General features: G+C 33.6%; 18 protein-coding genes. 13 read left to right on the top strand and 5 right to left on the bottom strand.

Annotated features, from left to right (window positions below; translation table 11 throughout):
- Nucleotides 1–194: 194 nt before the first annotated feature.
- Nucleotides 195–1,439: a type IX secretion system plug protein gene (locus tag VKY41_RS02525; protein ID WP_500812861.1), complete on the top strand. Its 1,245-nt coding sequence runs from the start codon at nt 195–197 to the stop codon at nt 1,437–1,439.
- An 89-nt stretch (nt 1,440–1,528) separates the two neighbouring features.
- Nucleotides 1,529–1,921, top strand: a complete 393-nt coding sequence (gene apaG, locus VKY41_RS02520; RefSeq protein ID WP_500812860.1) for a Co2+/Mg2+ efflux facilitator ApaG/CorD — start codon at nt 1,529–1,531, stop codon at nt 1,919–1,921.
- 60 nt (nt 1,922–1,981) lie between these two features.
- Here the strand turns inward: apaG and VKY41_RS02515 are convergent, their stop codons facing one another.
- Nucleotides 1,982–2,719, bottom strand: coding sequence for an NRDE family protein (locus VKY41_RS02515; protein ID WP_500812859.1), 738 nt, complete (start codon nt 2,717–2,719; stop codon nt 1,982–1,984).
- 146 nt (nt 2,720–2,865) lie between these two features.
- On the opposite strand from VKY41_RS02515, the gene pruA reads away from it, so the two are divergent.
- Together pruA and VKY41_RS02505 are read left to right on the top strand one after the other, a co-directional pair.
- Complete coding sequence (gene pruA, locus VKY41_RS02510; RefSeq protein WP_500812858.1) at nt 2,866–4,491, top strand: L-glutamate gamma-semialdehyde dehydrogenase; 1,626 nt, start codon at nt 2,866–2,868, stop codon at nt 4,489–4,491.
- Nucleotides 4,492–4,626: 135 nt separating this feature from the next.
- Nucleotides 4,627–6,999 carry a T9SS type A sorting domain-containing protein gene (locus tag VKY41_RS02505; protein WP_500812857.1) on the top strand — a complete coding sequence of 791 codons (2,373 nt, stop codon included), beginning with the start codon at nt 4,627–4,629 and terminating at the stop codon, nt 6,997–6,999.
- Nucleotides 7,000–7,078: 79 nt separating this feature from the next.
- On the opposite strand, the gene rsmG is transcribed toward VKY41_RS02505, so the two are convergent.
- On the bottom strand, nt 7,079–7,708 hold the full coding sequence (gene rsmG / locus VKY41_RS02500) for a 16S rRNA (guanine(527)-N(7))-methyltransferase RsmG (RefSeq protein WP_500812875.1): 630 nt from the start codon (nt 7,706–7,708) through the stop codon (nt 7,079–7,081).
- A gap of 136 nt (nt 7,709–7,844) precedes the next feature.
- On the opposite strand from rsmG, the gene VKY41_RS02495 reads away from it, so the two are divergent.
- Together VKY41_RS02495 and VKY41_RS02490 are read left to right on the top strand one after the other, a co-directional pair.
- On the top strand, nt 7,845–8,939 hold the full coding sequence (locus VKY41_RS02495) for a fatty acid desaturase family protein (RefSeq protein ID WP_500812874.1): 1,095 nt from the start codon (nt 7,845–7,847) through the stop codon (nt 8,937–8,939).
- A 33-nt stretch (nt 8,940–8,972) separates the two neighbouring features.
- Nucleotides 8,973–10,160, top strand: a complete 1,188-nt coding sequence (locus tag VKY41_RS02490) for a pyridoxal phosphate-dependent aminotransferase (RefSeq protein WP_500812856.1) — start codon at nt 8,973–8,975, stop codon at nt 10,158–10,160.
- 112 nt (nt 10,161–10,272) lie between these two features.
- Here VKY41_RS02490 and VKY41_RS02485 read toward each other — a convergent pair whose 3' ends face one another.
- On the bottom strand, nt 10,273–11,766 hold the full coding sequence (locus VKY41_RS02485; RefSeq protein WP_500812855.1) for a TrkH family potassium uptake protein: 1,494 nt from the start codon (nt 11,764–11,766) through the stop codon (nt 10,273–10,275).
- A gap of 10 nt (nt 11,767–11,776) precedes the next feature.
- Entirely contained in the window at nt 11,777–13,126 is a 1,350-nt protein-coding gene (gene trkA / locus VKY41_RS02480) for a Trk system potassium transporter TrkA (RefSeq protein ID WP_500812854.1), read from the bottom strand.
- Nucleotides 13,127–13,360: 234 nt separating this feature from the next.
- Here trkA and ubiE point away from each other — a divergent pair, with 234 nt between their 5' ends.
- Together ubiE and porT are read left to right on the top strand one after the other, a co-directional pair.
- Nucleotides 13,361–14,089, top strand: a complete 729-nt coding sequence (ubiE, locus tag VKY41_RS02475) for a bifunctional demethylmenaquinone methyltransferase/2-methoxy-6-polyprenyl-1,4-benzoquinol methylase UbiE (RefSeq protein ID WP_500812853.1) — start codon at nt 13,361–13,363, stop codon at nt 14,087–14,089.
- A gap of 128 nt (nt 14,090–14,217) precedes the next feature.
- Complete coding sequence (porT, locus tag VKY41_RS02470) at nt 14,218–14,931, top strand: type IX secretion/gliding motility protein PorT/SprT (protein ID WP_500812852.1); 714 nt, start codon at nt 14,218–14,220, stop codon at nt 14,929–14,931.
- A 46-nt stretch (nt 14,932–14,977) separates the two neighbouring features.
- Here porT and VKY41_RS02465 read toward each other — a convergent pair whose 3' ends face one another.
- On the bottom strand, nt 14,978–15,697 hold the full coding sequence (locus VKY41_RS02465; protein WP_500812851.1) for a TrmH family RNA methyltransferase: 720 nt from the start codon (nt 15,695–15,697) through the stop codon (nt 14,978–14,980).
- A 120-nt stretch (nt 15,698–15,817) separates the two neighbouring features.
- On the opposite strand from VKY41_RS02465, the gene tamL reads away from it, so the two are divergent.
- The 5 genes from tamL to VKY41_RS02440 all read left to right on the top strand — a co-directional run bounded on the left by tamL (nt 15,818) and on the right by VKY41_RS02440 (nt 23,400).
- On the top strand, nt 15,818–18,340 hold the full coding sequence (gene tamL / locus VKY41_RS02460; protein WP_500812850.1) for a translocation and assembly module lipoprotein TamL: 2,523 nt from the start codon (nt 15,818–15,820) through the stop codon (nt 18,338–18,340).
- A 50-nt stretch (nt 18,341–18,390) separates the two neighbouring features.
- Nucleotides 18,391–19,458, top strand: coding sequence for a class II fructose-bisphosphate aldolase (fbaA, locus tag VKY41_RS02455; RefSeq protein WP_500812849.1), 1,068 nt, complete (start codon nt 18,391–18,393; stop codon nt 19,456–19,458).
- Between the two features lie 127 nt (nt 19,459–19,585).
- On the top strand, nt 19,586–20,443 hold the full coding sequence (accD, locus tag VKY41_RS02450) for an acetyl-CoA carboxylase, carboxyltransferase subunit beta (protein WP_500812848.1): 858 nt from the start codon (nt 19,586–19,588) through the stop codon (nt 20,441–20,443).
- A 277-nt stretch (nt 20,444–20,720) separates the two neighbouring features.
- Nucleotides 20,721–20,990 (top strand): 30S ribosomal protein S15, encoded by a 270-nt coding sequence (gene rpsO / locus VKY41_RS02445; protein ID WP_500812847.1) that lies wholly within the window; start codon nt 20,721–20,723, stop codon nt 20,988–20,990.
- A gap of 157 nt (nt 20,991–21,147) precedes the next feature.
- Complete coding sequence (locus VKY41_RS02440; RefSeq protein ID WP_500812846.1) at nt 21,148–23,400, top strand: polyribonucleotide nucleotidyltransferase; 2,253 nt, start codon at nt 21,148–21,150, stop codon at nt 23,398–23,400.

Genomic DNA, 23,400 nt, shown 5'->3' with positions numbered 1-23,400 from the left:
TAAATCTATTTGTTAATAGTAAATGTGATTAAGATTCTTAATTGCCTTAAAAAATCGGTGCAAATTTACTAAATTCTACAAGAATTATCACTAGACTTTTCATAAGAACACTATTTATTTCAATTCTAAATAAGCGAAAAAGTTTAGGCATAAAATTTGCCTATATTTACAAGCAATAATATTCCATAACAAAAATGACTGCTAAACTATACATTTACCTGCTACTAATTCCTTGTTTATTTTTTGGACAAACTCAAGAAGTTGTTCCTCCCGACTATATTAAAACCATTATTTTCACAGGAGAAACTCCCGAAAGCCAACTCCCAATTATAAAACTTGGAGACAGAATTGCATTGGAATTTGACGCACTAAATGGAAATGAAGAAGATTTCTATTATAAAATTGAACATTTCAATTACGATTGGACTCCATCTAACCTAACAAAATCGGAATACATGTCTGGTTATGACAACCAAAGAATTCGGAATTACGAAAACTCTTTTAATTCTTATCAAATATATTCGCACTACAAATTAATTATTCCAAATGAACGTACACGTGGTTTAACAAAATCCGGAAACTACATGATTCATATTTATAATGACTACGATGAGCTTGTATTCTCAAGAAAATTCATGCTTTATGAAAACAACGCCAATGTTGGTGTTCATGTTAGGACTTCTAGGGATGTAAAATATTTAGCCGAAAAACAAACGGTAGATATCAACATAAGCTCGTCTAGTATTCAATTTAACAATCCTACCGAAACCGTAAAAGCATTAATTGTTCAAAACAATAATTTAAACACGGCCATTTCCAACGTAAAACCTCAATACACTATGGGAAATGAATTGATTTACAAATACAATTCAGAAACTAGTTTTTGGGGTGGTAACGAATATTTGTCTTTTGAAAATAAAGATATAAAAGGTGCCAACATAGCAATACAGTACATTGAGTTAGCCGATTTATACAACAATTTTTTATTTACAGATATTGTAAGGGCTAACCGACCATATACATACAACCCAGATATTAATGGAAATTTTGTAATTAATGCTTTAGACACAGAGAAACCTTGGATTGAAGCTGATTATGTCTGGATTCACTTTTCATTATTACCAGATGCCTCATTAACTAATAAGTCTATTTATGTTTACGGCAATTACAACAATTACGAATTAAACGAAACCAACAAAATGCATTGTAATAAAGATCGTGGTGTTTACGAAGCCCAATTACTTTTAAAACAAGGATTCTATAGTTATAAATATGTAGTTGTGGACGAAAATGGAAAATTGCAAGAAGGAGCAATAAGTGGTAATTTTAAAGAAACCGAAAACAATTATAAAGTTTTAGTCTATTACCGGGATTTAGGCTCTAGATACGATAGAATAATTGGAGTTGGTGAAGCAAACTCTGTTAATATTACTAATTAGAACAAGTTACACCCACTTATACATTAATTATTTGTAGCTTTAAGTTATATAATTCATAATTTAGCAATAACCAACAAATCTATAAGGCGATGAGAATAGCTCAAAAAACAACAAAAGGAATTAAAGTCTCTGTTGAGACCGTGTTTGAAGGGACTTTATATAAGAGTTACAAAATTCAGTATGCTTTTGGCTATTTAGTAACCATTGAAAACAAAAGTAAAGATTCTGTACAGTTACAGTCTAGACACTGGACCATCCTAGACGCCTTAAACAACACCGAAACCGTATTTGGTGAAGGAGTAATTGGTAAAAAGCCAATTTTAAAACCAGGAGAATCGCACACCTATACTTCTGGGTGCTTATTAACATCACCCTTTGGAGCGATGGGCGGCTACTATAGCATGATAAACCTTTCAACGCTTAGTATATTTAAAGTTCAAATTCCAACCTTTAAATTAAACGCTCCTTTTGCACTTAATTAACCACAATAAAGAATTTACACTTATTATAAAATAAACACTTAAAAACAGCTTTGCTATTAATCAAGCCTTAGTTTGATATTCTATAATTTCTGCTGAATGAAACCGCGCTTTTATTTTCGAGTTGGACTGAAGGTTTACAAATAACATTTCAATCTCCTTATTTTGTTTTACTATTTGAGTGATGCAGGTAGTTTTCACAAAACCGCGATCCATTATCACTCCAAATTCCTTGTTAGAACTTCCTGCTGTTTCATGAAACTCCAATACCGAACCGACATTTAGCTCATTAGCCTGTTGAAATTCCTGGAACCAAATTTTCCTTTCTAACTTCATCCTTTCAGTATACAATGAAGACGACGACCATATATTAGACTCTAACGGTAAATTTTTAAAGTGTTTTGCAAAACCATCCCAAACCAATTCAAAAAACTTCATATCGGAATTCCAATCTACCAAAACAACTGTAAAAGGTTCAATACCATTTAAATCATATTCATTCACTAGTTTTAAAACGTCTGTAGAGGTTAACAAATCTTTTACTACCACTCCTCTGCTCAACCGATATGCATCTTGCCTTGAATGTGCTGTAAAACCCCCATTTAACAAACATACAAGACGATTTTTATCGCTTACACCCACCCACGTACCTCCCGCCATTTTGTCTTTAGGATATAACAATTTTACACCATCCTCCAAATAAAAATTTGGTTCAAGCGTCACCCTATTAGGCGACTCATCTCGATTGGTAGTTAATATAAAATCTGATTTCCCCAAAGGAACAAGAGTTACTGTGCACATATACGTTTTAGTCTAAAAATCAATAAACAATTTACAAAAATAAACCTATAATTTAACTTGCCTTTAGGATTCTAAAGAATAATATATCGCCAAAAATATTGTAACTTTGCACTTAAATTTTTAAGAATTATAAAATAAATATAAACATGGGAAAAGGATTTTTTAATGTGCCAATTGCTGTTAACGAACCTGTTAAAAGCTATGCTCCAGGAACTCCAGAAAGAGAAGCTGTATCAAAAGCTTATAAAGAAATGTACAATAGTCAAGTTGATGTACCAATGTATATTAACGGGAAAGACGTTACTACTGGAAACACCAGAACCATGTCTCCACCTCACGACCACAAACATATAGTTGGAACCTACCATTTAGCTGAAAAATCTCATGTAGAAGAAGCAATTGCTACTGCTTTAGAAGCTAGAAAAACATGGTCACAAATGCCATGGGAACAACGTGCAGGAATCTTTTTAAAAGCTGCCGAATTAATTGCAGGACCATATAGAGCCAAAATTAATGCAGCAACCATGATAGCTCAATCAAAAACAATACATCAAGCCGAAATTGATTCTGCTTGCGAGTTGATAGACTTTTTACGTTTCAATGTTCAGTTTATGACGGACATTTATATGGAACAACCAGAAAGCACAAGCGACGCTTGGAACAGAGTAGAATACAGACCTCTAGAAGGCTTCACTTATGCTGTGACTCCATTTAACTTTACAGCTATTGCTGGAAACCTACCTTCTTGTATGGCTTTAATGGGGAACGTAGTAGTTTGGAAACCAAGCAACAACCAAATATACTCCGCTAAAGTAATCATGGATGTATTTAAAGAAGCAGGTGTACCAAATGGTGTAATAAACGTTGTTTTTGGAGACCCTGGCATGATAACAGACACTGTATTAGCAAGCCCTCATTTCTCAGGCTTACACTACACTGGATCAACTCCTGTATTCCAAAATTTATGGAAGCAAATTGGAAATAATATTGAAAAATATAAAACATACCCAAGAATTGTAGGAGAGACTGGTGGAAAAGATTTTATTGTAGCTCACAAATCTGCGGATGCTAAACAAGTAGCAACTGCTATTTCTAGAGGAGCTTTTGAATTCCAAGGTCAGAAATGTAGCGCTGCATCTAGAGGATATATACCAAGCAATCTTTGGGAAGATGTTAAAAAATATGTAATTGAAGATGTTAAATCATTTAAAATGGGATCTCCTGAAGACATGAGTAACTTTGTTACTGCTGTAATCAACGAAGGATCATTTGATAAATTAGCTTCATACATAGATAAAGCAAAAGCTGATGCTGATGCCGAAATTATTGTTGGTGGAGGCTACGATAAATCTAAAGGATACTTTATTGAACCTACAGTTATCGTAACAACAAATCCTAAATACACTACCATGTGTACTGAGTTATTTGGACCAGTTATGACCGTATATGTTTACGATGAAGACAAATTTACGGAAACATTAAAATTAGTTGACGAAACAAGCGAATACGCCTTAACCGGAGCTATCCTATCTACTTGTCGTCATGCTATTGTAGAAGCAACAAAAGCTTTAGAAAATAGTGCTGGAAACTTCTACATTAACGACAAACCAACTGGTGCTGTTGTAGGTCAACAACCATTTGGTGGAGCTAGAGCTTCTGGAACTAACGATAAAGCAGGATCTGCTCAAAACCTAATGCGTTGGATTTCACCACGTCTAATTAAAGAAACTTTTGTAACTCCAGTAGATTACAGATATCCTTTCTTAGGATAGAAAAATAAATTTTTTACACGTAAAAACCCTTAAAATTTAAAAATTTTAAGGGTTTTTTTTGTACATTTTATCTCACAAATGTTAAAGCAATTATAAATCTTCATATATTTAAAATATAAACCAACCAGCTTTGACATGAAAAAAATTTACTTATTACCATTTCTACTCTTATCGTTGAGTACTTTTTCACAAACAAAAAACGCGCTTCAGAAATTTGATACTTCCTCGATGCAAACTTCCGTATTAGCCCACAAATCCCCGGTAGTTGATATTTCAAACTACAATGAGAAACCCATAAATAATTACAACTTCTACCAAGCGTACAAAGCTATTGAGCACGGCGATTTACAAAAAAGACTTTCTCCTTTAGAAAGCTTAAAAAATCAAAGCACACAAAGTTACTTTACCAACATAATTCCTTTAGCTATTCTACATAGCGACTATGAGTTTATAAACGATGAATCCCTTCAAAACAATAGTGTAACAAGAGATTCTGAAGGCTATTTAATAAGAACAAACCAAGCTCCTATTTTTGAAAAAAAACATATAACTCTTACTTCTCCTCTACGTGTAAAGTATAAGGGCCTACAAACCACATTCAATTTACCTGAATCCAATATTTTTAACACAACTAACAACATCATTGAAAATATTGCTATCGATTTCAACGATGGATTAGGCTTTACAGACGTTGTGTTAAACCAAAACATTCCTATTTCTTATCAAGATGCCGGAAAAAAAGTATTGACTTTCCAATTAACCCTTGATAACGGAGAAATAATAACACGACAATCCACGATAAAAATAGAACTTTCTAACGCCGATATTTTTGAAACTACCAATAGAGTAATAACCACTTTTAATTCTAGTATAACTCCTGACCTATCACCTTATGGAGAAACTGTTTCTTACCCAGGAACTGGAGAGTATGAAATTTATTTAAGTTCCGACGGCATTTTAGACAAACCCATTTTTTTAGTTGATGGTTTCGATCCAGGCGATGGAAGGGACATTACAGGTATTTACGAGTTATTGGGCTTTACAGAAAATGGAAACACATCAAACCTGGGCGATTTGGTAAGAGAAGAAGGTTTTGACGTGGTTATTTTAAATTTTCCTATTTACACAAGAACACAAGATGAGGCTGTAATTGATGGTGGAGTTGATTTTATTGAACGCAATGCCATGTTATTGGTAGAACTAATAAGCCTAATCAATGCTGAAAAAGTAGGAAATGAAGAAAACGTAGTTATTGGCCCAAGCATGGGGGGACTAATTTCAAGATATGCCCTTAACTACATGGAAAACCAAAATATGAACCATGAAACTAGACTATGGATTTCGTTTGACTCTCCACATCATGGCGCAAATGTTCCTATAGGATTTCAACACCAATTTAATTTCTTAGCATTTGGATTAGATGACTTTTGGGTACTTGGAAATCAGAACGTAGAAGAATTACAACCAATAATTAACGGTATGCTAAAATCGTCAGCCGCCAGACAAATGATTACAGATCAATTTGAGCCCCATATTACTAACAGTGACGGTGTAACGTTCAATAACAATTTAGCCTTGCCTCGAGCGCATCCATTTAAAGCTGTATTTGATGCCAGAATAAATGGTCTTACAAGTACTGGTTTTCCTGAATTAACCCGAAATGCTTCCATAATAAACGGGAGCGGTATAAATAGTCGCTACCCAGACAACACATCCGCAGCTAACAATTTGCTTCCTGGGAGCAGAATCTTAAATGCGAACATCAATATTATGGCTGGTGCTGACCTAAAAATTCAAACCTATTTTACTCCAAGTGCAGGTACTCAAATCAAAACTAGTAAGGTTCATTTAGATTTTGCTTGGTGGTTTCCTTTAGCTAACGATAGAATTAACAATGCAGAATCTAGAGCCTTCCCTTATTCCCATGGAGTTGATGCTGCCTCGGGAGGTTTATTCGATATATTGAAACTAACTGAAGATTTAGCTACAGATGGATTAGTTGGAGAGTTTTTAGGATCTTTAAGTACAGATTATTTTAATTTTATACCAAGTGTAAGCGCTATGGCTTTAAAAATTACAAATAATGAAATAAACTGGTTCCATACACCAACTGATATTACAACATCAAATGCGACTACCAATCAAACTCCTTTTGACTCGTGGTATATGCCTACAGTAAATGAACCACACGTTACCTTGACTCCTGAAAACGTAGATTTCGCTTTATTTGAAATTTTACAAAGACCTCTATCAATAGAATCTAATACATTTCAAAATATCAGGTTAAAACAAAATCCAATTACGGATAATTTAACGTTATTAAGTACCAAGTCATACAACAACGCAAATATCTCTATAGTCGATATTACAGGAAAACTGGTATTCAATCAGAAAAATAACATAGAACAAAGCATATCTATTCCTCTAAACTTAGCATCAGGAGTCTACATTTTGAATGTAGAAACAGACACAGATGAAAATTTAAGAACCAAGTTTATTGTAAAATAGAGACACAATAAAGGACAAAAAAAAGCCTCTCAGTTAATGAGAGGTTTCTTTTTGTTATTTAATTTAGAAGCACATGAATTTAACCTTTATATTTCAAAGGTAAATGCACTACTTTTTTAGTTTCGAAAAAGTCTTCTTCAAAGAAATCCGGAATTTCGTAAATGGTTGCTTTAGGGTAGTCTTGAAGTTCTTCGCTTAAATCGCCTCCTTTTAAATAGAGAATTCCGTTTTTTAATTCATGATTTTGCTTCTTGCCAATCTTCCCCTTTACCCAATGTACAAATGTTGGCATAGCAGCTACAGCTCTACTTACAATAAAATCGTATGTACCCTTAGTTTCTTCTACACGCTTATTGGTAGTCTTTACATTTTCCAAACCTAAGCCTTCAACAACTTCATCAACAACTTTTAGCTTTTTTGCGATACTATCAACTAAATGAAAAGAACATTCAGGAAAAAGGATTGCCAAAGGGATTCCAGGAAACCCTCCCCCAGTTCCAACGTCTAAAATTTTGGTTCCAGGTTTAAATTTCATAACTTTGGCTATAGCCAACGAATGCAAAACATGTCTTAAATACAATTCGTCTATATCCTTACGGGAAACAACATTTATCTTCAAGTTCCAATCTTGGTATAATGCTTCTAGTTTGGTAAATTTATCAATCTGATCTTCAGTAAGGTTAGGGAAATACTTAAGAATTAACTGCATGGCTTTATAATTTTGCACAAAAGTAGATAATTTATTGTGCATTTTTGTGAAAAATTTATTAATGTGCACGTCATTATTAATTATCTTTGGCGTCATATTTGATACTTTACAATTATTAGATATTAAAATAAAACGCATGACAAAACAATCAGTATCCTTCTCAAGAACAGACTCTGCAAAGTTCTTTAGAACATTAAACAAACGAGTTAACGATTACTTCAAAGAAAACAACATTAAAAAAACAGGAAACTGGAAATTATATTTTAAAGCTATAGTAATGTTCACCTTATTACTTGGCCCTTTAGTACTATTATTAACTGTTGATTTACCAACTTGGCTACAAATTATATCTGTAATTGTTATAGGTATTGGAGTGGCTGGAGTAGGAATGAACGTTATGCACGATGCTAACCACGGATCCTTTTCTAGCAAAAAATGGGTTAATAAATTAATGGGTAGCAGCATACATATTTTAGCTGGAAACGACTATAACTGGAAAGTACAACACAATGTATTACACCACACGTACACTAATATTCAAGGACACGACGAAGACATTGATGCGGGAAGAATTATTCGTTTTTCAAAACATGCTAAATGGCTAAAAATTCATCAATATCAAAAGTACTATGCTTTTTTATTATATGGATTATTAACTGTAAACTGGGCAATTACCACCGATTTTAAACAAACTTATGTTTATTTAAAAAGAAAATTATCTTATGGTGAATTCCCTAAACCAGCAACACAATGGACCAAATTAATTATTGGTAAAATAGTATATTATTCTATTTGGGTAGTATTACCCTTATCATTAGGTTATGCATGGTGGCAAGTTTTAATTGGCTTTTTAATTATGCATTATACGGCTGGAATTATATTAAGTGTAGTTTTCCAATTAGCACACGTTATGCCTAACACAGAAACACCGTTACCAGATGAAGATGGTAATATGAAAAACACTTGGGCCATCCATCAGCTATACACAACATCTAACTTCTCACCTAAAAGTTGGTTAGTAGAATTTTATACTGGAGGATTAAACAGACAAGTGGAACATCACTTATTTGCACATATTAGTCACATTCACTACAAAGATATAGCAAGAATTGTTAAAGAAACTGCTCATGAATTCAGCCTACCTTACAACGAATACAATTCTATTTGGAAAGCAATTTCAGAACACTATCAACAATTAAAAATGTTAGGTAGAAAACCTAATATGGCTTAATTCATTTTTCGCACTACATAACAATAATTTAAAATGAGCTTACTTTCAGATAGAGTTTTAAACATGTCAACATCTGCCACTTTAGCAATGGCAGCAAAAACTAGAGAACTTAAAGCACAAGGAAAAGACATCATTGGCTTAAGCCTCGGCGAACCAGATTTCAACACACCAGATTATATTAAAGAAGCAGCTATTCAAGCAATAAACGATAATTACAATAGCTATTCTCCTGTAGATGGTTATGTTGAGCTGAAAGAAGCGATTATAACCAAATTTAAGCGCGATAACAACTTAACATATACTTTACCTCAAATTGTAGTTTCTACAGGTGCCAAACAATCATTGGCAAACGTTGCATCAGTATTAATCAACAAGGGAGACGAAGTTATTATACCTTGTCCATATTGGGTAAGCTATGCAGACATTGTTGAGTTATTTGAAGGGGTTCCGGTAGAAGTAAAAACATCTATTGACAACGATTTTAAAATGACACCTGAACAATTGGAAGCTGCTATTACACCAAAAACCAAAATGATTTGGTACAGCTCTCCATGCAACCCAAGCGGCTCTTTATATAGTACTGAAGAATTACGCGCTTTAGCCGATGTCCTTCAAAAGTACCCAAATATAATCGTGGTTTCAGATGAGATATACGAGCATATCAACTTTACAGAAAACGGACATGCAAGTATGGCTCAATTTGAAGACATGTATGACAGAACAGTTACAGTTAATGGCGTTTCAAAAGCCTTTGCTATGACAGGTTGGAGAATTGGATATATTGGAGCTCCAGAAGTAATTGCACGTGCTTGTAATAAAATGCAAGGACAAATTACTAGTGGTGCAAACTGTATTGCACAGCGTGCAACTATAACCGCTTTAAACGAATCGCCTAAACGTGTTCAATTCATGATTGACGAGTTTAAAGTTAGAAGAGATTTGGTATTGAATTTACTATCAGAAATTGAAGGATTTAAAACAAACACACCAGAAGGTGCTTTCTATGTATTTCCTAATATTTCTTATTTCTTCGGAAAAACATTAAAAGGAAAAACCATCAATAACGCAACAGACTTTTCTTTATTTCTTTTAGAAGAAGCTCTAGTGGCTACGGTTACAGGTGAAGCTTTTGGAAATCCTGATTGCATCCGTTTAAGCTATGCTGCAAGTCAAGAACAAATTATTGAAGCTATTAAACGTATTAAAGAAGCCGTAAGTTAAAATACTTCTTCAAATTAAAATACATTAAAACACCTTCCAGAATCTATATTTCCGGAAGGTGTTTTTATTTAAATTAATCATCTTATTTAGTAAAAAAATAATTTAAAAAAAGCTAGCGATTTCGCCAGAAAAAAGGCGTTAATAGAATAAGGACAGTAAATAACTCCAATCGTCCTATCAACATTAAAAATGATGCCCACCATTTTCCTAAATCTGGTAAGGCAGCAAAATTATTTACAGGTCCAAAATTACCAATAGCAGGACCCACATTTCCCAAACTAGATGCCGACAAACCTATTGAAGACATAAAGTCGATACCCATAATTGAAAACCCTAAGGCTCCTACTATAAAAGACAACATATATAGAATAAAAAACGCTTGAATATTATATATTATACTTTCGGTTACGGCCTTGCCATTATAGCGCACCGGTAAAACAGCATTTGGATGTAAAGCTCTTTTAAACTCAATAAACCCGTTTTTAATAAGTAATAAATGTCTTACTATCTTAATACCTCCCGAAGTGCTTCCCGCCGAGCCTCCTAAAAACAGTAAGCCAAAAAAGAATAATAATAAAAAGGGGGTCCACATGGTGTAATCCGCAGAAATAAAACCAGTAGTAGTAATTACAGATATAACCTGAAACAAGGAATGCCTAAATGCACTTTCGGCTTTACCCCACACCATCGGGTGATCAATAGATGATGTGGAAGGGTCTACTTTAAAATATATAATCAATGCTGCAATGATGGTAAATGCTGCAATAAACTTAAAGTATAATTTAAATTCTTCATCCTTAAAAACCTTTTGAACCTTACCTTTAAAAGCAAAATAACTCAATACAAAATTGGATCCCGCCAAAAACATAAAAGCAATAATAATATACTGAATAATTGGTTGTCCATTCCAATGAGCTATACTGGCATTTTTTGTAGAAAATCCTCCAGTAGACAAAGTACACAACGAATGATTTATAGCATCAAAAAAGGACATCCCCGCTACTTTTAATAAGATAGTTTCAGCGGCTGTATATCCAAAATAAATCAACCATAAACGCTTAGCCGTATCTGTAATTCTAGGATGTAGCTTATCGGCACTCGGTCCTGGAGCTTCAGCTGCAAAAAGCTGCATTCCCCCTATGCCAAGTAACGGCAATATGGCAACGGCTAAAACTATAATTCCCATCCCACCAATCCAATGTGTTAAACTACGCCAAAACAACACGCCTTTAGGCATGGCTTCAATGTCGTTTAAAATGGTTGCACCTGTGGTCGTATAACCAGACATGGTTTCAAAAAAAGCACTTGTAAAACTTGTAATACTTCCTGTTAACATATATGGAATCGTGCCAGATAAAGCCATAATAATCCATCCAAAAGCCACTACTATATAGCCTTCTCGTTTATTCATTTCCTTAGAATGATCCTTTGTAAACAACATAACTAATAGTCCAACTACTATCGTTACTACGCCAGATAACAACAAACCTAGTGTAACCCCATCTACATAAATAAAACTAACTAAAGCAGACAACAACATAAAAGCTCCATTAAATAATAAAAGGAGGCCTAAAAAATGGAAAATAATTTTATAGTTAAGTTTCACGGACAGTATGTTATAGGAATAGTTTTTCAACTTGTTTAATTGATCTTGGTAAACAGCAAACTACTACCTTATCATTTACTCCAATTCTAAAATCGCCTAAAGCAGTATACCCATGGCCATTCCTTATTACTCCACCTATAATGGCTGATCTTGGAAAGCTAACATCTTTTATTAATCGATTGCAAATTTTAGAAGTTGGATTAACATTAAACTCTAATAATTCAGCATTCATATTGTTTAGCTTAGTCATAGCTATTACCTCACCTTTTCTAATATACCTAAAAATAGTGTTTGCTGCTAGCAGCTTTTTGTTAATTAAAGTATCAATTCCTATTGAATGTGAAAGTTCAAAATAATCCATGTTTTCAACTAACGCAATAGTTTTTCGAACACCTTTGGATTTTGCCACCAAACAAGACATAATATTAGTTTCAGAATTCCCTGTAACAGCAATAAACGCATCCATATCCGTCAAACCCTCCTCATCTAAAAGATCCACATTTCTACCGTCTCCATTAATAACCAAAACATTGGCCAACTCATCGGCTAAATCAAAAGATCGCTCTTTGTCTTTCTCTATTAGTTTCACATTGAGGTATTGCTTACATAAATCTCTTGCCGTTTTATATCCAATTTTACTTCCACCAAGAATCATAATGTTCCTGATTTCTGTATTGATTTTTCCGGTAAGTTCACAAAGTTCCTGCCCTCCACCTTTGGAAGTTATAAAAACTACATTATCACCTTCTTTAAACTGAGTATCTCCTCGAGGTATTATAGTATATTGAGTACCAAAACGCTGAATAGCAATAGGAACAAATCTAATTTCTGGATAAATTTTAGCCGCTTCTTTAACCGATTTACCTACAAAAAGCGCTGTTCTAGATAAACTTAAAGACACCATAGTTAAAGCACCATCATCAAACTCGTAACTATCATTAAAAGCAGATTGATTAAGCAATAATTCTATTTCTGAAGCTGCTAAAGATTCTGGAGAAATTAGTTCGTCTATACCCAATTTATCAAACCCAATTTCATCTTTATGAGAAATAAACTCCGTATTGGAAATTCTAGCAATAGTCCTATTCGCGCCTAATTGCTTAGCTAAAACACAAATGGTAATATTGGTGGTTTCAGAAGATGTTACAGCAATCAATAAATCGCTTTCGGCAATTCTCGCCTCTTTTAAAATTGCTATAGAGGTTGAATCGCCTTTAATTACTTTAATATCTAGATGATTATCAGCATAGGTTAGACTCTCTTTATTGGTGTCTATTAAGGTTATTTCTTGGGACTCGTAAGACAATAATTTTGCTAAATGAAATCCTACTTCACCAGCTCCAGCAATAATTATTTTCATGTATGATTTTATAAAAAAGTAGAACAAATATACTGTAAAATAGGTTTAAGAAAAGAAATTTTTGAATTTAATTATTTGATTTGAAGCCTCTAAATCAAATAAAACAGGAATCAAACTCCCCTAAACGACATATTCTAAAATTACGTTAAATAGTGCCCATCAGGATGGAAATTGAGCCTAATCATGTATTTTAAATTAAAATAAATATGTAGGTTTGTGCAAAATATTTTCACATTGACAAAAGTTAAACCATATAAAGACAGTGATCTAGGAAAAAAGGAACAAGTAACTAAAATGTTCGATGCCATTTCCAAGGAATACGACGGATTAAACAGAGTAATATCTTTTGGAATAGATATTAAATGGCGTAAAAAAGTGGTTGCTTTGGTAGCCAAAACTCAACCAAACACCATTTTAGATATTGCCACAGGAACTGGAGACCTAGCCATAAATTTAGCCGAAACTAAAGCAGAAAAGATAATTGGCTTAGATATAAGCCAAGGCATGTTAGAGGTTGGAAAACAAAAAGTGCTTAAAAAAAACCTACAAGATAGAATTGAAATGATTGTAGGAGATTCTGAGAACTTACCATTTGAAGACAATCGTTTCGATGCCATAACAGTAGGCTTTGGAATACGAAATTTTGAAACTTTAGAAAAGGGGCTTGCAGAAATACATCGTGTGTTAAAACCTGGTGGGGTTTTTGTGATTTTAGAAACCTCCGTACCAACCAAAACCCCTTTTAAACAAGGATATAATCTATACTCTAAAAATATTTTACCAATTATTGGAAAATTGTTTTCTAAAGACCGAAGCGCTTACAGATATTTAAGTGATTCTGCATCAGTTTTTCCTTATGGTGAAAAGTTAAACAATATTTTACGAAAAATCGGGTTTATAAATGTGGAAAGCAAACCACAAACTTTTGGGGTTGCAACAATTTATACATCATCAAAACAATAATATATAATCTGTATAATGGGTTTTCATCCTAAGCAGGAATTTATAATATTAAATCATTATATAATTAGCTACAGGTAGAAGAACACTTTTGGTCCTTTATTTTTAGTAAACCACAAAATTAAAATCAGATGAAAAACATCCTTTTTATATTTTCATTTCTATTTCTGTTTCAATCGGCTCAAGCACAATTGTTTACTAGAGAAAAAGTATTAAACGATGAAAATGTGGATAAAAACTTTTTAAGCTATGGTTATTTTATTGGCTTTAATAGTTATGACTTTAATTTTGATTACAAAATGGACAAGCCAGATATCCAAACAAAAAAATCAACTGGATTTAACGTAGGTTTAATTGGAAACATGCGTATTAATGATTTTCTTGACCTAAGATTAGAGCCAGGACTTTTTATTACCACCAGAATTTTGGAGTATCCTGAAAGCTATTTTAACGGAATGACCTTTACCTCTTCCGACTTAGAACGAGAAGTAAAATCTACTTATATCCATGTTCCTTTATTGCTAAAGTTTTCCACAAAGCGAATAAATAATTTCAAACCCTTTATTGTTGGAGGCTTATCCACTGCTTTAAACCTATCTAGCAACCAAGACAACCCAGATGACAATAGTGCAGGTAAATTCAGAACCAAGAAAAACATGTATTTCTATGAATTAGGTTTCGGAATTGATTTTTATCTGTATTATTTTAAATTCACTCCATCCATCCGTGGAGTTTTTGCTATTAACGATGAATTAGTTAGAGATGCCGACCCAAATAGTCCGTGGACTGGCAACGTAGAATCAATGAAAACACGTGGAGTATTCATCAACTTCACCTTTCAATAATTTTCAATATCTGCAAATATTTTTGCTAAAAGGAATCAAGCAATAGCTACCCTCTTCTAAATTCGCTCAATAAAATAGCTGTAGCGGTAGCTACATTTAAACTTTCAGTAGCTTGCAATTCTCCAAATCTTGGAATAGATATTTTTGTAGTAATTAGCTTTTCTATCTCTTCAGAAACACCTTTGGCTTCGTTTCCTAAAACCAAAACACCCTTGCTTGGCAAATCTTTTTTGTAAATATTTTCACCTTCCATAAAAGCACCAAATACTTCCAAATCGGACTGACCCAAAAACTCAGCCAAATCTAAATAAGAAATATTCACTCTTGTTATAGACCCCATAGTAGCTTGAACAACTTTAGGATTAAAACAATCCACTGTTTCCAAATTACAAATCAAATCGGTAACCCCAAACCAATCACATAACCTAATAATAGTTCCCAAATTTCCAGGATCACGAACATTATCTAAGGCAACAATTAACTTTTTAGTATCTATCGACTTAACTTCAGGAATATAAAAAACCGCCAAAGCTGTATTTGGGGTACTTAAAAAACTAATTTTCTTTAATTCGTTTTCAGAAATAAGCGTTTCAAGCTTTGTATCAATTTTGAAAGATTCTACAGTATATAACTGTTTTAATTTAAAATGAGAAGCTATTAATTCCTTGATCGTTTTTACACCTTCAGCCACAAACACCCCTTCTTGAATTCGGTATTTTTTCTGTTTTAAACTGGTAATGGATTTTATTTGGTTCTTAGATAACATTCAAACTTATTTAAATATATTTTTCAATGGAAATAATGTATTTTTGAGTTTAATTAAAGTAATCGGTTTATTACTCAAAAAAACAGCGACTCGTTTATTATTTGTTAATTTTATTTGTATTTGAAACTGCAATTCTCAAAAATAGTATTATTTATTGTAATTACAGGATTTTTGTATTCTTGTAATTCGGTAAAAAGAGTTCCTGAAGACAAGCACTTGCTTGTAGAAAACAACATTTTTATAAATGATAAAAAAAATAATACCGAGCGTATCAATAATTTATTGTTCCAGCCGCGCAATAAAAAAATAGCTGGAATTCCACTAAAACTTTACTTATACAATTCTGCTAGACCAAATATAGATTCTATTATAAATGCGAATATCGACTCCAACCCTAAAAAGAGAAAAAGATTGGAGCGTTTTCTCTCAAAAAAGCAACTAGATAAATATGTTGAAAATAGAATTGGATTTAATAATTGGTTAAAAAAAACTGGAGAAGCTCCCGTTATTGTCAATCCAGATAAAATATCAAGATCTGAAAAGCAGTTAGAAGCTTACTATTTTAATAACGGATGGTTTAATGTAGACGCCTCTTCGGAAATAGATACCTTAGACAATAAAAAAGCCTTAGTTAATTACCGAGTAAAAACAGGTCAACCTTATATTATAGACTCGTTATTTACTAAAATTAGCACCCCTGTGGTAGATTCACTTTATCAAACAACCAAAGCTGAATCGTATATAAAAAAGAATACACAATATCAAACAGCCATTTTTAGTAACGAAAAAGAACGAATTACCAGAAACTTAAGAAACTCGGGAGTCTACCATTTTAGTCAGGATTATGTATACTTTGAAATGGATACAATTGACACCAATAATAAGGTAAATGTAGAACTTCAAATTTTAAATAGATCGGTACGAACTCAAGACTCTTCATACAAAGAGCCATTCAACATTTACAAAATAAAAGAAGTTAATGTTTTTACAGATTACACTTATGAAAACAAGGACTTAACTTTTAAGGATTCAACTTTATTTAAAAATTTTAATTTGTTTAGTTATGGAAAAATGCGATTCAAAGCTAAAGCCATAACAGATGCTGTTTTCATCACTCCTGGCGAGGTTTTTAGAGATAAAGACAGAACAAACACATACCGACATATAAATAATTTACAGACCTTTAAGCATCCAAGTATTGAGTATATAGAAAACGCAGACACCACATTAACTGCCAATATTTTATTAACACCTTATAAAAAGTTTGGATTGAATTTTAGTGCTGAAGTATCCCAAAGTAACATTCAATCTATTGGGCTTTCATTCAACCCAAGTCTTTTAATGCGAAATGTATTTAGAGGAGCAGAAACTTTAGAGCTTTCAGCATTTGGTTCTATTGGAGCCTCCAAGGATGGTGGTGATGAAAGTGATCCGTTTTTTGATATCAACGAAATTGGAGTCGATTTAAAACTAACCATCCCAAGACTGTTTTTCCCTTTTAACACGGAACGAATCATCCCAAAAACCATGTTCCCAAGCACGAGGATTTCACTAGCAACCTCAAGCCAAACTAATGTAGGGCTAGACAAACAAACAGTTTCCGGAGTGTTTAATTACAAATGGTTTGCTTCTAACTTAATTACAAACAGATTGGACTTGTTCAATGTTCAATATGTTAGAAACTTAAATCCAGACAATTACTTCGGAATTTACCAAAACTCATACAGCGAATTAAACGACATTTCTCAAGAAATTGGATATAACAATGGGGAAGACCTAGCGTATCCACAACAAACTAATACGTTTATCAACGATGTCCTTTCTGGTAACACAACTCTACAACCAGGAGATCCAAGATACAACGATGTACATTCCATTAACGAAAGAAAAACAAGACTATCTGAAAACAACCTTATTTTTGCAACCAACTTTAATTTTACTAGAGATAATAGGGAAAACTTATACGATGAAACCTTTTCTATTTTTAGAGTTAAACTAGAATTAGCAGGGAATTTATTTTCAGCCATTTCAAATATTGCTGGTTTCACCAAAAACGATTCAGGTCAATACGAACTTTTTAATGTAGCCTATTCACAATACGTAAAAACAGAGCTTGACTATATAAAACATTGGGATTTAGGCAAGAAAAATGTTTTAGCTATCAGAACTTTTGCCGGTATAGCAATTCCTTACGGAAACTCGACCAACATTCCTTTTTCTAAAAGTTTCTTTGCTGGAGGTACTAACGATAATCGTGCTTGGACAGCCTACAGTCTTGGACCAGGTAGCTTAGACAGCAACGACGAGTTTAACGAAGCTAACTTAAAACTTGCTTTCAATATAGAACACCGTTTTAATATTTTTGGAAAATTTAATGGTGCATTCTTTATAGATACGGGTAACATTTGGAATGTTTTAGATGACATTACAGATCCGGATGCAGCATTCACCAATTTCTCTTCGTTAAAAAACATAGCTGTGGGCTCTGGTTTTGGACTTAGATACGATTTTGGCTTTGCAGTTTTCCGTTTTGACATTGGGTTTAAAACCTACGATCCTTCCTATCCAGAAAAGAATAGATGGTTCAATGAATACAACTTTTCTAAGGCTGTTTATAACATAGGTATCAATTACCCATTCTAAGCTATTAAATTTTCTTATTTTTGTATTTCTAACATTTTAATTTAACAATCATGGCTCATAACATTAAACCTGGAGTTGCAACAGGACAAGAGGTTCAGAATATTTTTAAACTGGCTAAAGAAAAAGGCTTCGCCCTGCCAGCTGTAAACGTAGTTGGATCAAACAGCATCAACGGAGTTTTAGAAACTGCCAGAGATTTAAATGCACCAGTGATTATTCAATTCTCCAATGGTGGAGGCGTTTTCAATGCCGGAAAAGGTTTAAGTAACGAAAATCAACAAGCTGCCATTGTAGGAAGTATTGCCGGAGCAAAACACGTTCACTTATTAGCAGAAGCCTATGGAGTTCCAGTTATTTTACATACAGACCACTGCGCAAAAAAACTTCTACCTTGGATAGACGGATTATTAGATGCAAGCGAACAACACTTTAAAGAAACCGGTAAACCTTTATATAGTTCTCACATGATTGATTTAAGTGAAGAACCTATTGAAGAAAACATAGAAATATGTAAAAAATACCTTTCTAGAATGAGTAAAATGGGTATGACCTTAGAAATAGAATTAGGTATAACAGGTGGTGAAGAAGATGGAGTTGACAATACAGATGTTGACGACTCGAAACTTTACACACAACCAGCAGAGGTAGCTTATGCTTATGAAGAATTAAGCAAAATAAGCAACCAATTTACCATTGCAGCAGCATTTGGAAATGTGCATGGTGTTTACAAACCTGGAAACGTAAAACTAACACCAAAAATTCTAAAAAACTCACAAGAATTTGTATCTAAGAAATTTGGAGTCGGACATAATCACATCGATTTCGTATTTCATGGTGGCTCTGGATCATCGGTAGAAGAAATTCGTGAAGCAATTAGCTACGGGGTTATCAAAATGAATATCGATACAGACATGCAATATGCATTTACGTCTGGTGTTCGTGATTATATGAAAGAAAAAGAAGCGTATTTACAATCTCAAATAGGAAATCCTGATGGCGACGATGTTCCAAACAAGAAATATTACGACCCAAGAGTTTGGTTACGAAAAGGGGAAGACTCCTTTGTAAAACGATTAAAAAAGGCTTTTGAAGATTTGAACAACGTAAATACTTTATAAAATATATAAAAGTGAAAAGGCTCAATTCAAATTAATCGTTTAATTTTGCCGCTCTAAACTAATAATAGTGTTTATGATTTTTAAGATTTATAAATCGAAAATCATAAACCTAAAATCGTGAATCATTATGTCTTGGTTTAAAAGAAAAGAAAAAGGTATTCATACTACCACCGAACAAAAAAAGGATACTCCTAAAGGATTGTGGTATAAATCGCCTACTGGTAAGATAGTAGACACTAAAGAATTGGAACAGAATTTTTACGTAAGTCCAGAAGATGGATATCATGTAAGAATTGGAAGCAAAGAGTATTTCGAAATTTTATTCGACGATAATAAGTTTAAGGAATTAGATACAAAATTAGAATCTAAAGACCCATTAAAATTCGAGGATACTAAAAAATATCCAGAACGTTTAAAAGCAGCTCAGGAAAAAACCAAATTAAAAGATGCGGTTCGCACAGCAGTTGGTAAATCAAAAGGTAAAGATTTAGTCGTAGCTTGTATGGATTTTTCATTTATTGGTGGTTCTATGGGATCTGTAGTAGGTGAGAAAATTGCACGTGCTGCCGATTACTCATTAAAAAAGAAAATCCCTTTCATGATTATCTCTAAATCCGGAGGAGCTAGAATGATGGAAGCAGCTTTATCCTTAATGCAATTAGCTAAAACATCGGTTAAATTAGCGCAATTAGCAGATGCTGGAATTCCATACATATCATTATGTACCGATCCTACAACTGGAGGAACAACAGCTTCTTTTGCTATGTTAGGCGATATTAATATTGCTGAACCAGGAGCTCTAATCGGATTTGCAGGACCTCGTGTGGTAAAAGATACCACAGGACAAGACTTACCTGACGGATTTCAAACATCTGAGTTTTTATTAGAACATGGGTTTTTGGATTTCATCACCCACAGAAAGAATCTAAAAAACAAAGTGAATCTTTATATCGATTTAATTACAAATCAACCTTTAAGAGAGTAGTTGTTTTTTAAGAAATAAATATAAAAAGCGATCTTTTAATTATTTAAAGGTCGCTTTTTATTTTGAAATACTAACTGATTAATTGAGGGTAAAACCTCGTATTTTCATCCTCATTCACACTTAAAAACAACCTACATAACAGACTGAAAACCTACAATTTACACTCAAAACTCAAATATTCTATTTACAAAAGATTACAATTAATGAAAAAGTAGTATATTTGCAGCTTGAAAGATACGCTTTCATATACATAACAATCATTTACAATAATATTAGAATGTATTTAACTAAAGAAGTAAAAGAAGAGATTTTCGCAAAACACGGTAAAGGAAAAAACGATACTGGTACGGCAGAAGGTCAAATTGCGTTATTCACGCACAGAATTAACCACTTAAGTGGACACTTAAAAAACAATCGTAAAGATTTTAACACAGAGCGTTCGTTAGTAAAGTTAGTAGGTAAGCGTCGTGCTTTACTTGACTACTTAATAAAGAAAGATGTATTAAGATACCGTGCTATTGTTAAAGAATTAGGATTAAGAAAATAATCACAATCTAAGAGGCTTCGCGCCTCTTTTTTTGTTTTAAACTAACTCATTCGCAAGAGTATAAAATTCGAAAAATAAGAAGCTATTCATAGTTTTTCATTGGTCACAACTACTACTACAACACAACTACCAATGTTTAATTAGAATTAAATAAATTATGATTCCAAAAGTTTTTAAAGAGGTTATAGACCTTGGCGATGGTAGAGAAATTACCATCGAAACCGGAAAATTAGCCAAACAGGCTCATGGTTCGGTTGTAGTACAATCTGGAAAATGTATGTTGTTATGTACAGTTGTTTCCAACTACAAACAAAGTGATGTTGATTTTTTACCATTAACGGTAGATTATCGCGAAAAATTTGCTGCATCTGGACGTTATCCAGGTGGTTTCTTCAAAAGAGAAGCAAGACCAAGTGATGGTGAGGTTTTAACCATGCGTTTAGTGGATCGTGTTTTACGTCCATTATTCCCAAAAGATTACCACGCTGAAACTCAAGTAATGATTCAGTTAATGTCTCATGACGACGATGTGATGCCAGACGCAATGGCTGGTTTAGCTGCCTCAGCTGCTATTCAGTTATCCGATTTCCCGTTTGAATGTCCTATCTCTGAAGCTAGAGTTGGTCGTGTTAACGGCGAATTTATTATCAATCCAACACGTGCACAATTATTAGAATCTGACATCGATATGATGATTGGAGCTTCCGCCGATTCTGTAATGATGGTTGAAGGTGAAATGGATGAAATTTCTGAAGAAGAAATGGCAGAAGCCATTAAGTTTGCTCACGAAGCTATTAAAGTACAATGTGCTGCTCAAGTTAGACTTGCGGAAGCTTTTGGAAAGAAAACAGTGCGTGAATATGAACCAGAAAGAGAAGATGAAGATTTAGCTAAGAAAATCCACGATATGGCATACGACAAAGTGTATGCAATAGCAAAAGCTGGATCGGCTAAACATGAAAGAAGCGCTGCATTTGAAGCAATTAAAGAAGAAGTAAAAGCCACTTTCAGCGAAGAAGAAATAGCAGAATATGGTGAAATGATATCTAAATATTACAACCAAGCTGAAAAAGAGGCTATTCGCGATTTAACCTTAAACGAAGGCCTACGTTTAGATGGAAGAAAAACTGACGAAATCAGACCAATCTGGTGTGAAATCGACTATTTACCATCTACACACGGCTCGGCGATTTTTACACGTGGAGAAACTCAAGCATTAGCAACAGTTACTTTAGGTACATCAAGAGAAGCAAACCAAATAGATATGCCATCTTACGAAGGTGAAGAGCGTTTCTATTTACATTATAACTTCCCACCATTCTCAACAGGTGAGGCAAGACCAATCCGTGGTACATCTCGTCGTGAGATAGGACACGGTAACCTAGCACAACGTGCATTAAAAGGAATGGTTCCAGACGATAGCCCTTACACAATAAGAGTTGTTTCTGAAATTTTAGAATCTAACGGTTCTTCTTCAATGGCAACTGTTTGCGCTGGTACTATGGCGTTGATGGATGCTGGTGTTCAGTTAATAAAACCTGTTTCTGGAATTGCAATGGGATTAATTTCTGATACTAAATCTGGTAAATATGCCGTACTTTCTGATATTTTAGGTGATGAAGATCACTTAGGAGACATGGACTTTAAAGTAACTGGTACTGCAGATGGTATCACAGCTTGTCAAATGGACATTAAAGTAAAAGGATTGTCATACGAAATTCTTGTTAATGCCTTAAAACAAGCCCGTAATGGTCGTTTACATATTTTAGATAAAATCACTGAAACAATTGCTACACCTAATGCTGACGTGAAACCACACTCACCAAAAATGATTACCAGAAGAATTCCTAATGAATTTATTGGTGCGCTTATTGGACCTGGTGGAAAAGTAATTCAAGAATTGCAAAAAGCAACAAAAACAACTATTGTAATTAATGAAGATCCTATTACAGAAGAAGGTATTGTTGAAATTTTAGGAGTTGGACAAGAAGGCATTAATGCTGTATTAGCAAAAATAGACTCTTTACTATTCAAACCACAAGTAGGTAGCGTTTACGAAGTAAAAGTTATTAAAATGCTAGATTTTGGTGCCGTAGTAGAATATACAGATGCACCAGGAAACGAAGTGTTATTACACGTTAGTGAATTAGCATGGGAACGCACAGAAAATGTATCTGACGTAGTTAATATGGGAGATGTTTTTGATGTGAAGTATTTTGGAGTTGATCCAAAAACTAGAAAAGAAAAAGTATCTAGAAAAGCCATCTTGCCTAAACCTGAAGGTTTTGTAGAAAGACCTCCAAGAGATAACAACAGTAGAGACAACAATAGAGGATCTCGTGATAACAATCGTGGACGTGATAACAACAGACGCGACGATAGAAAACCAAGAGAAGATAAGAGAGACTAA

The organism is Xanthomarina sp. (genome assembly GCF_035306605.1).
In the GTDB taxonomy this organism is placed as follows: domain Bacteria; phylum Bacteroidota; class Bacteroidia; order Flavobacteriales; family Flavobacteriaceae; genus Xanthomarina.
The sequence above is the reverse complement of the archived record's forward strand: the minus strand, read 5'-3'. Positions and strand labels throughout refer to the sequence as shown.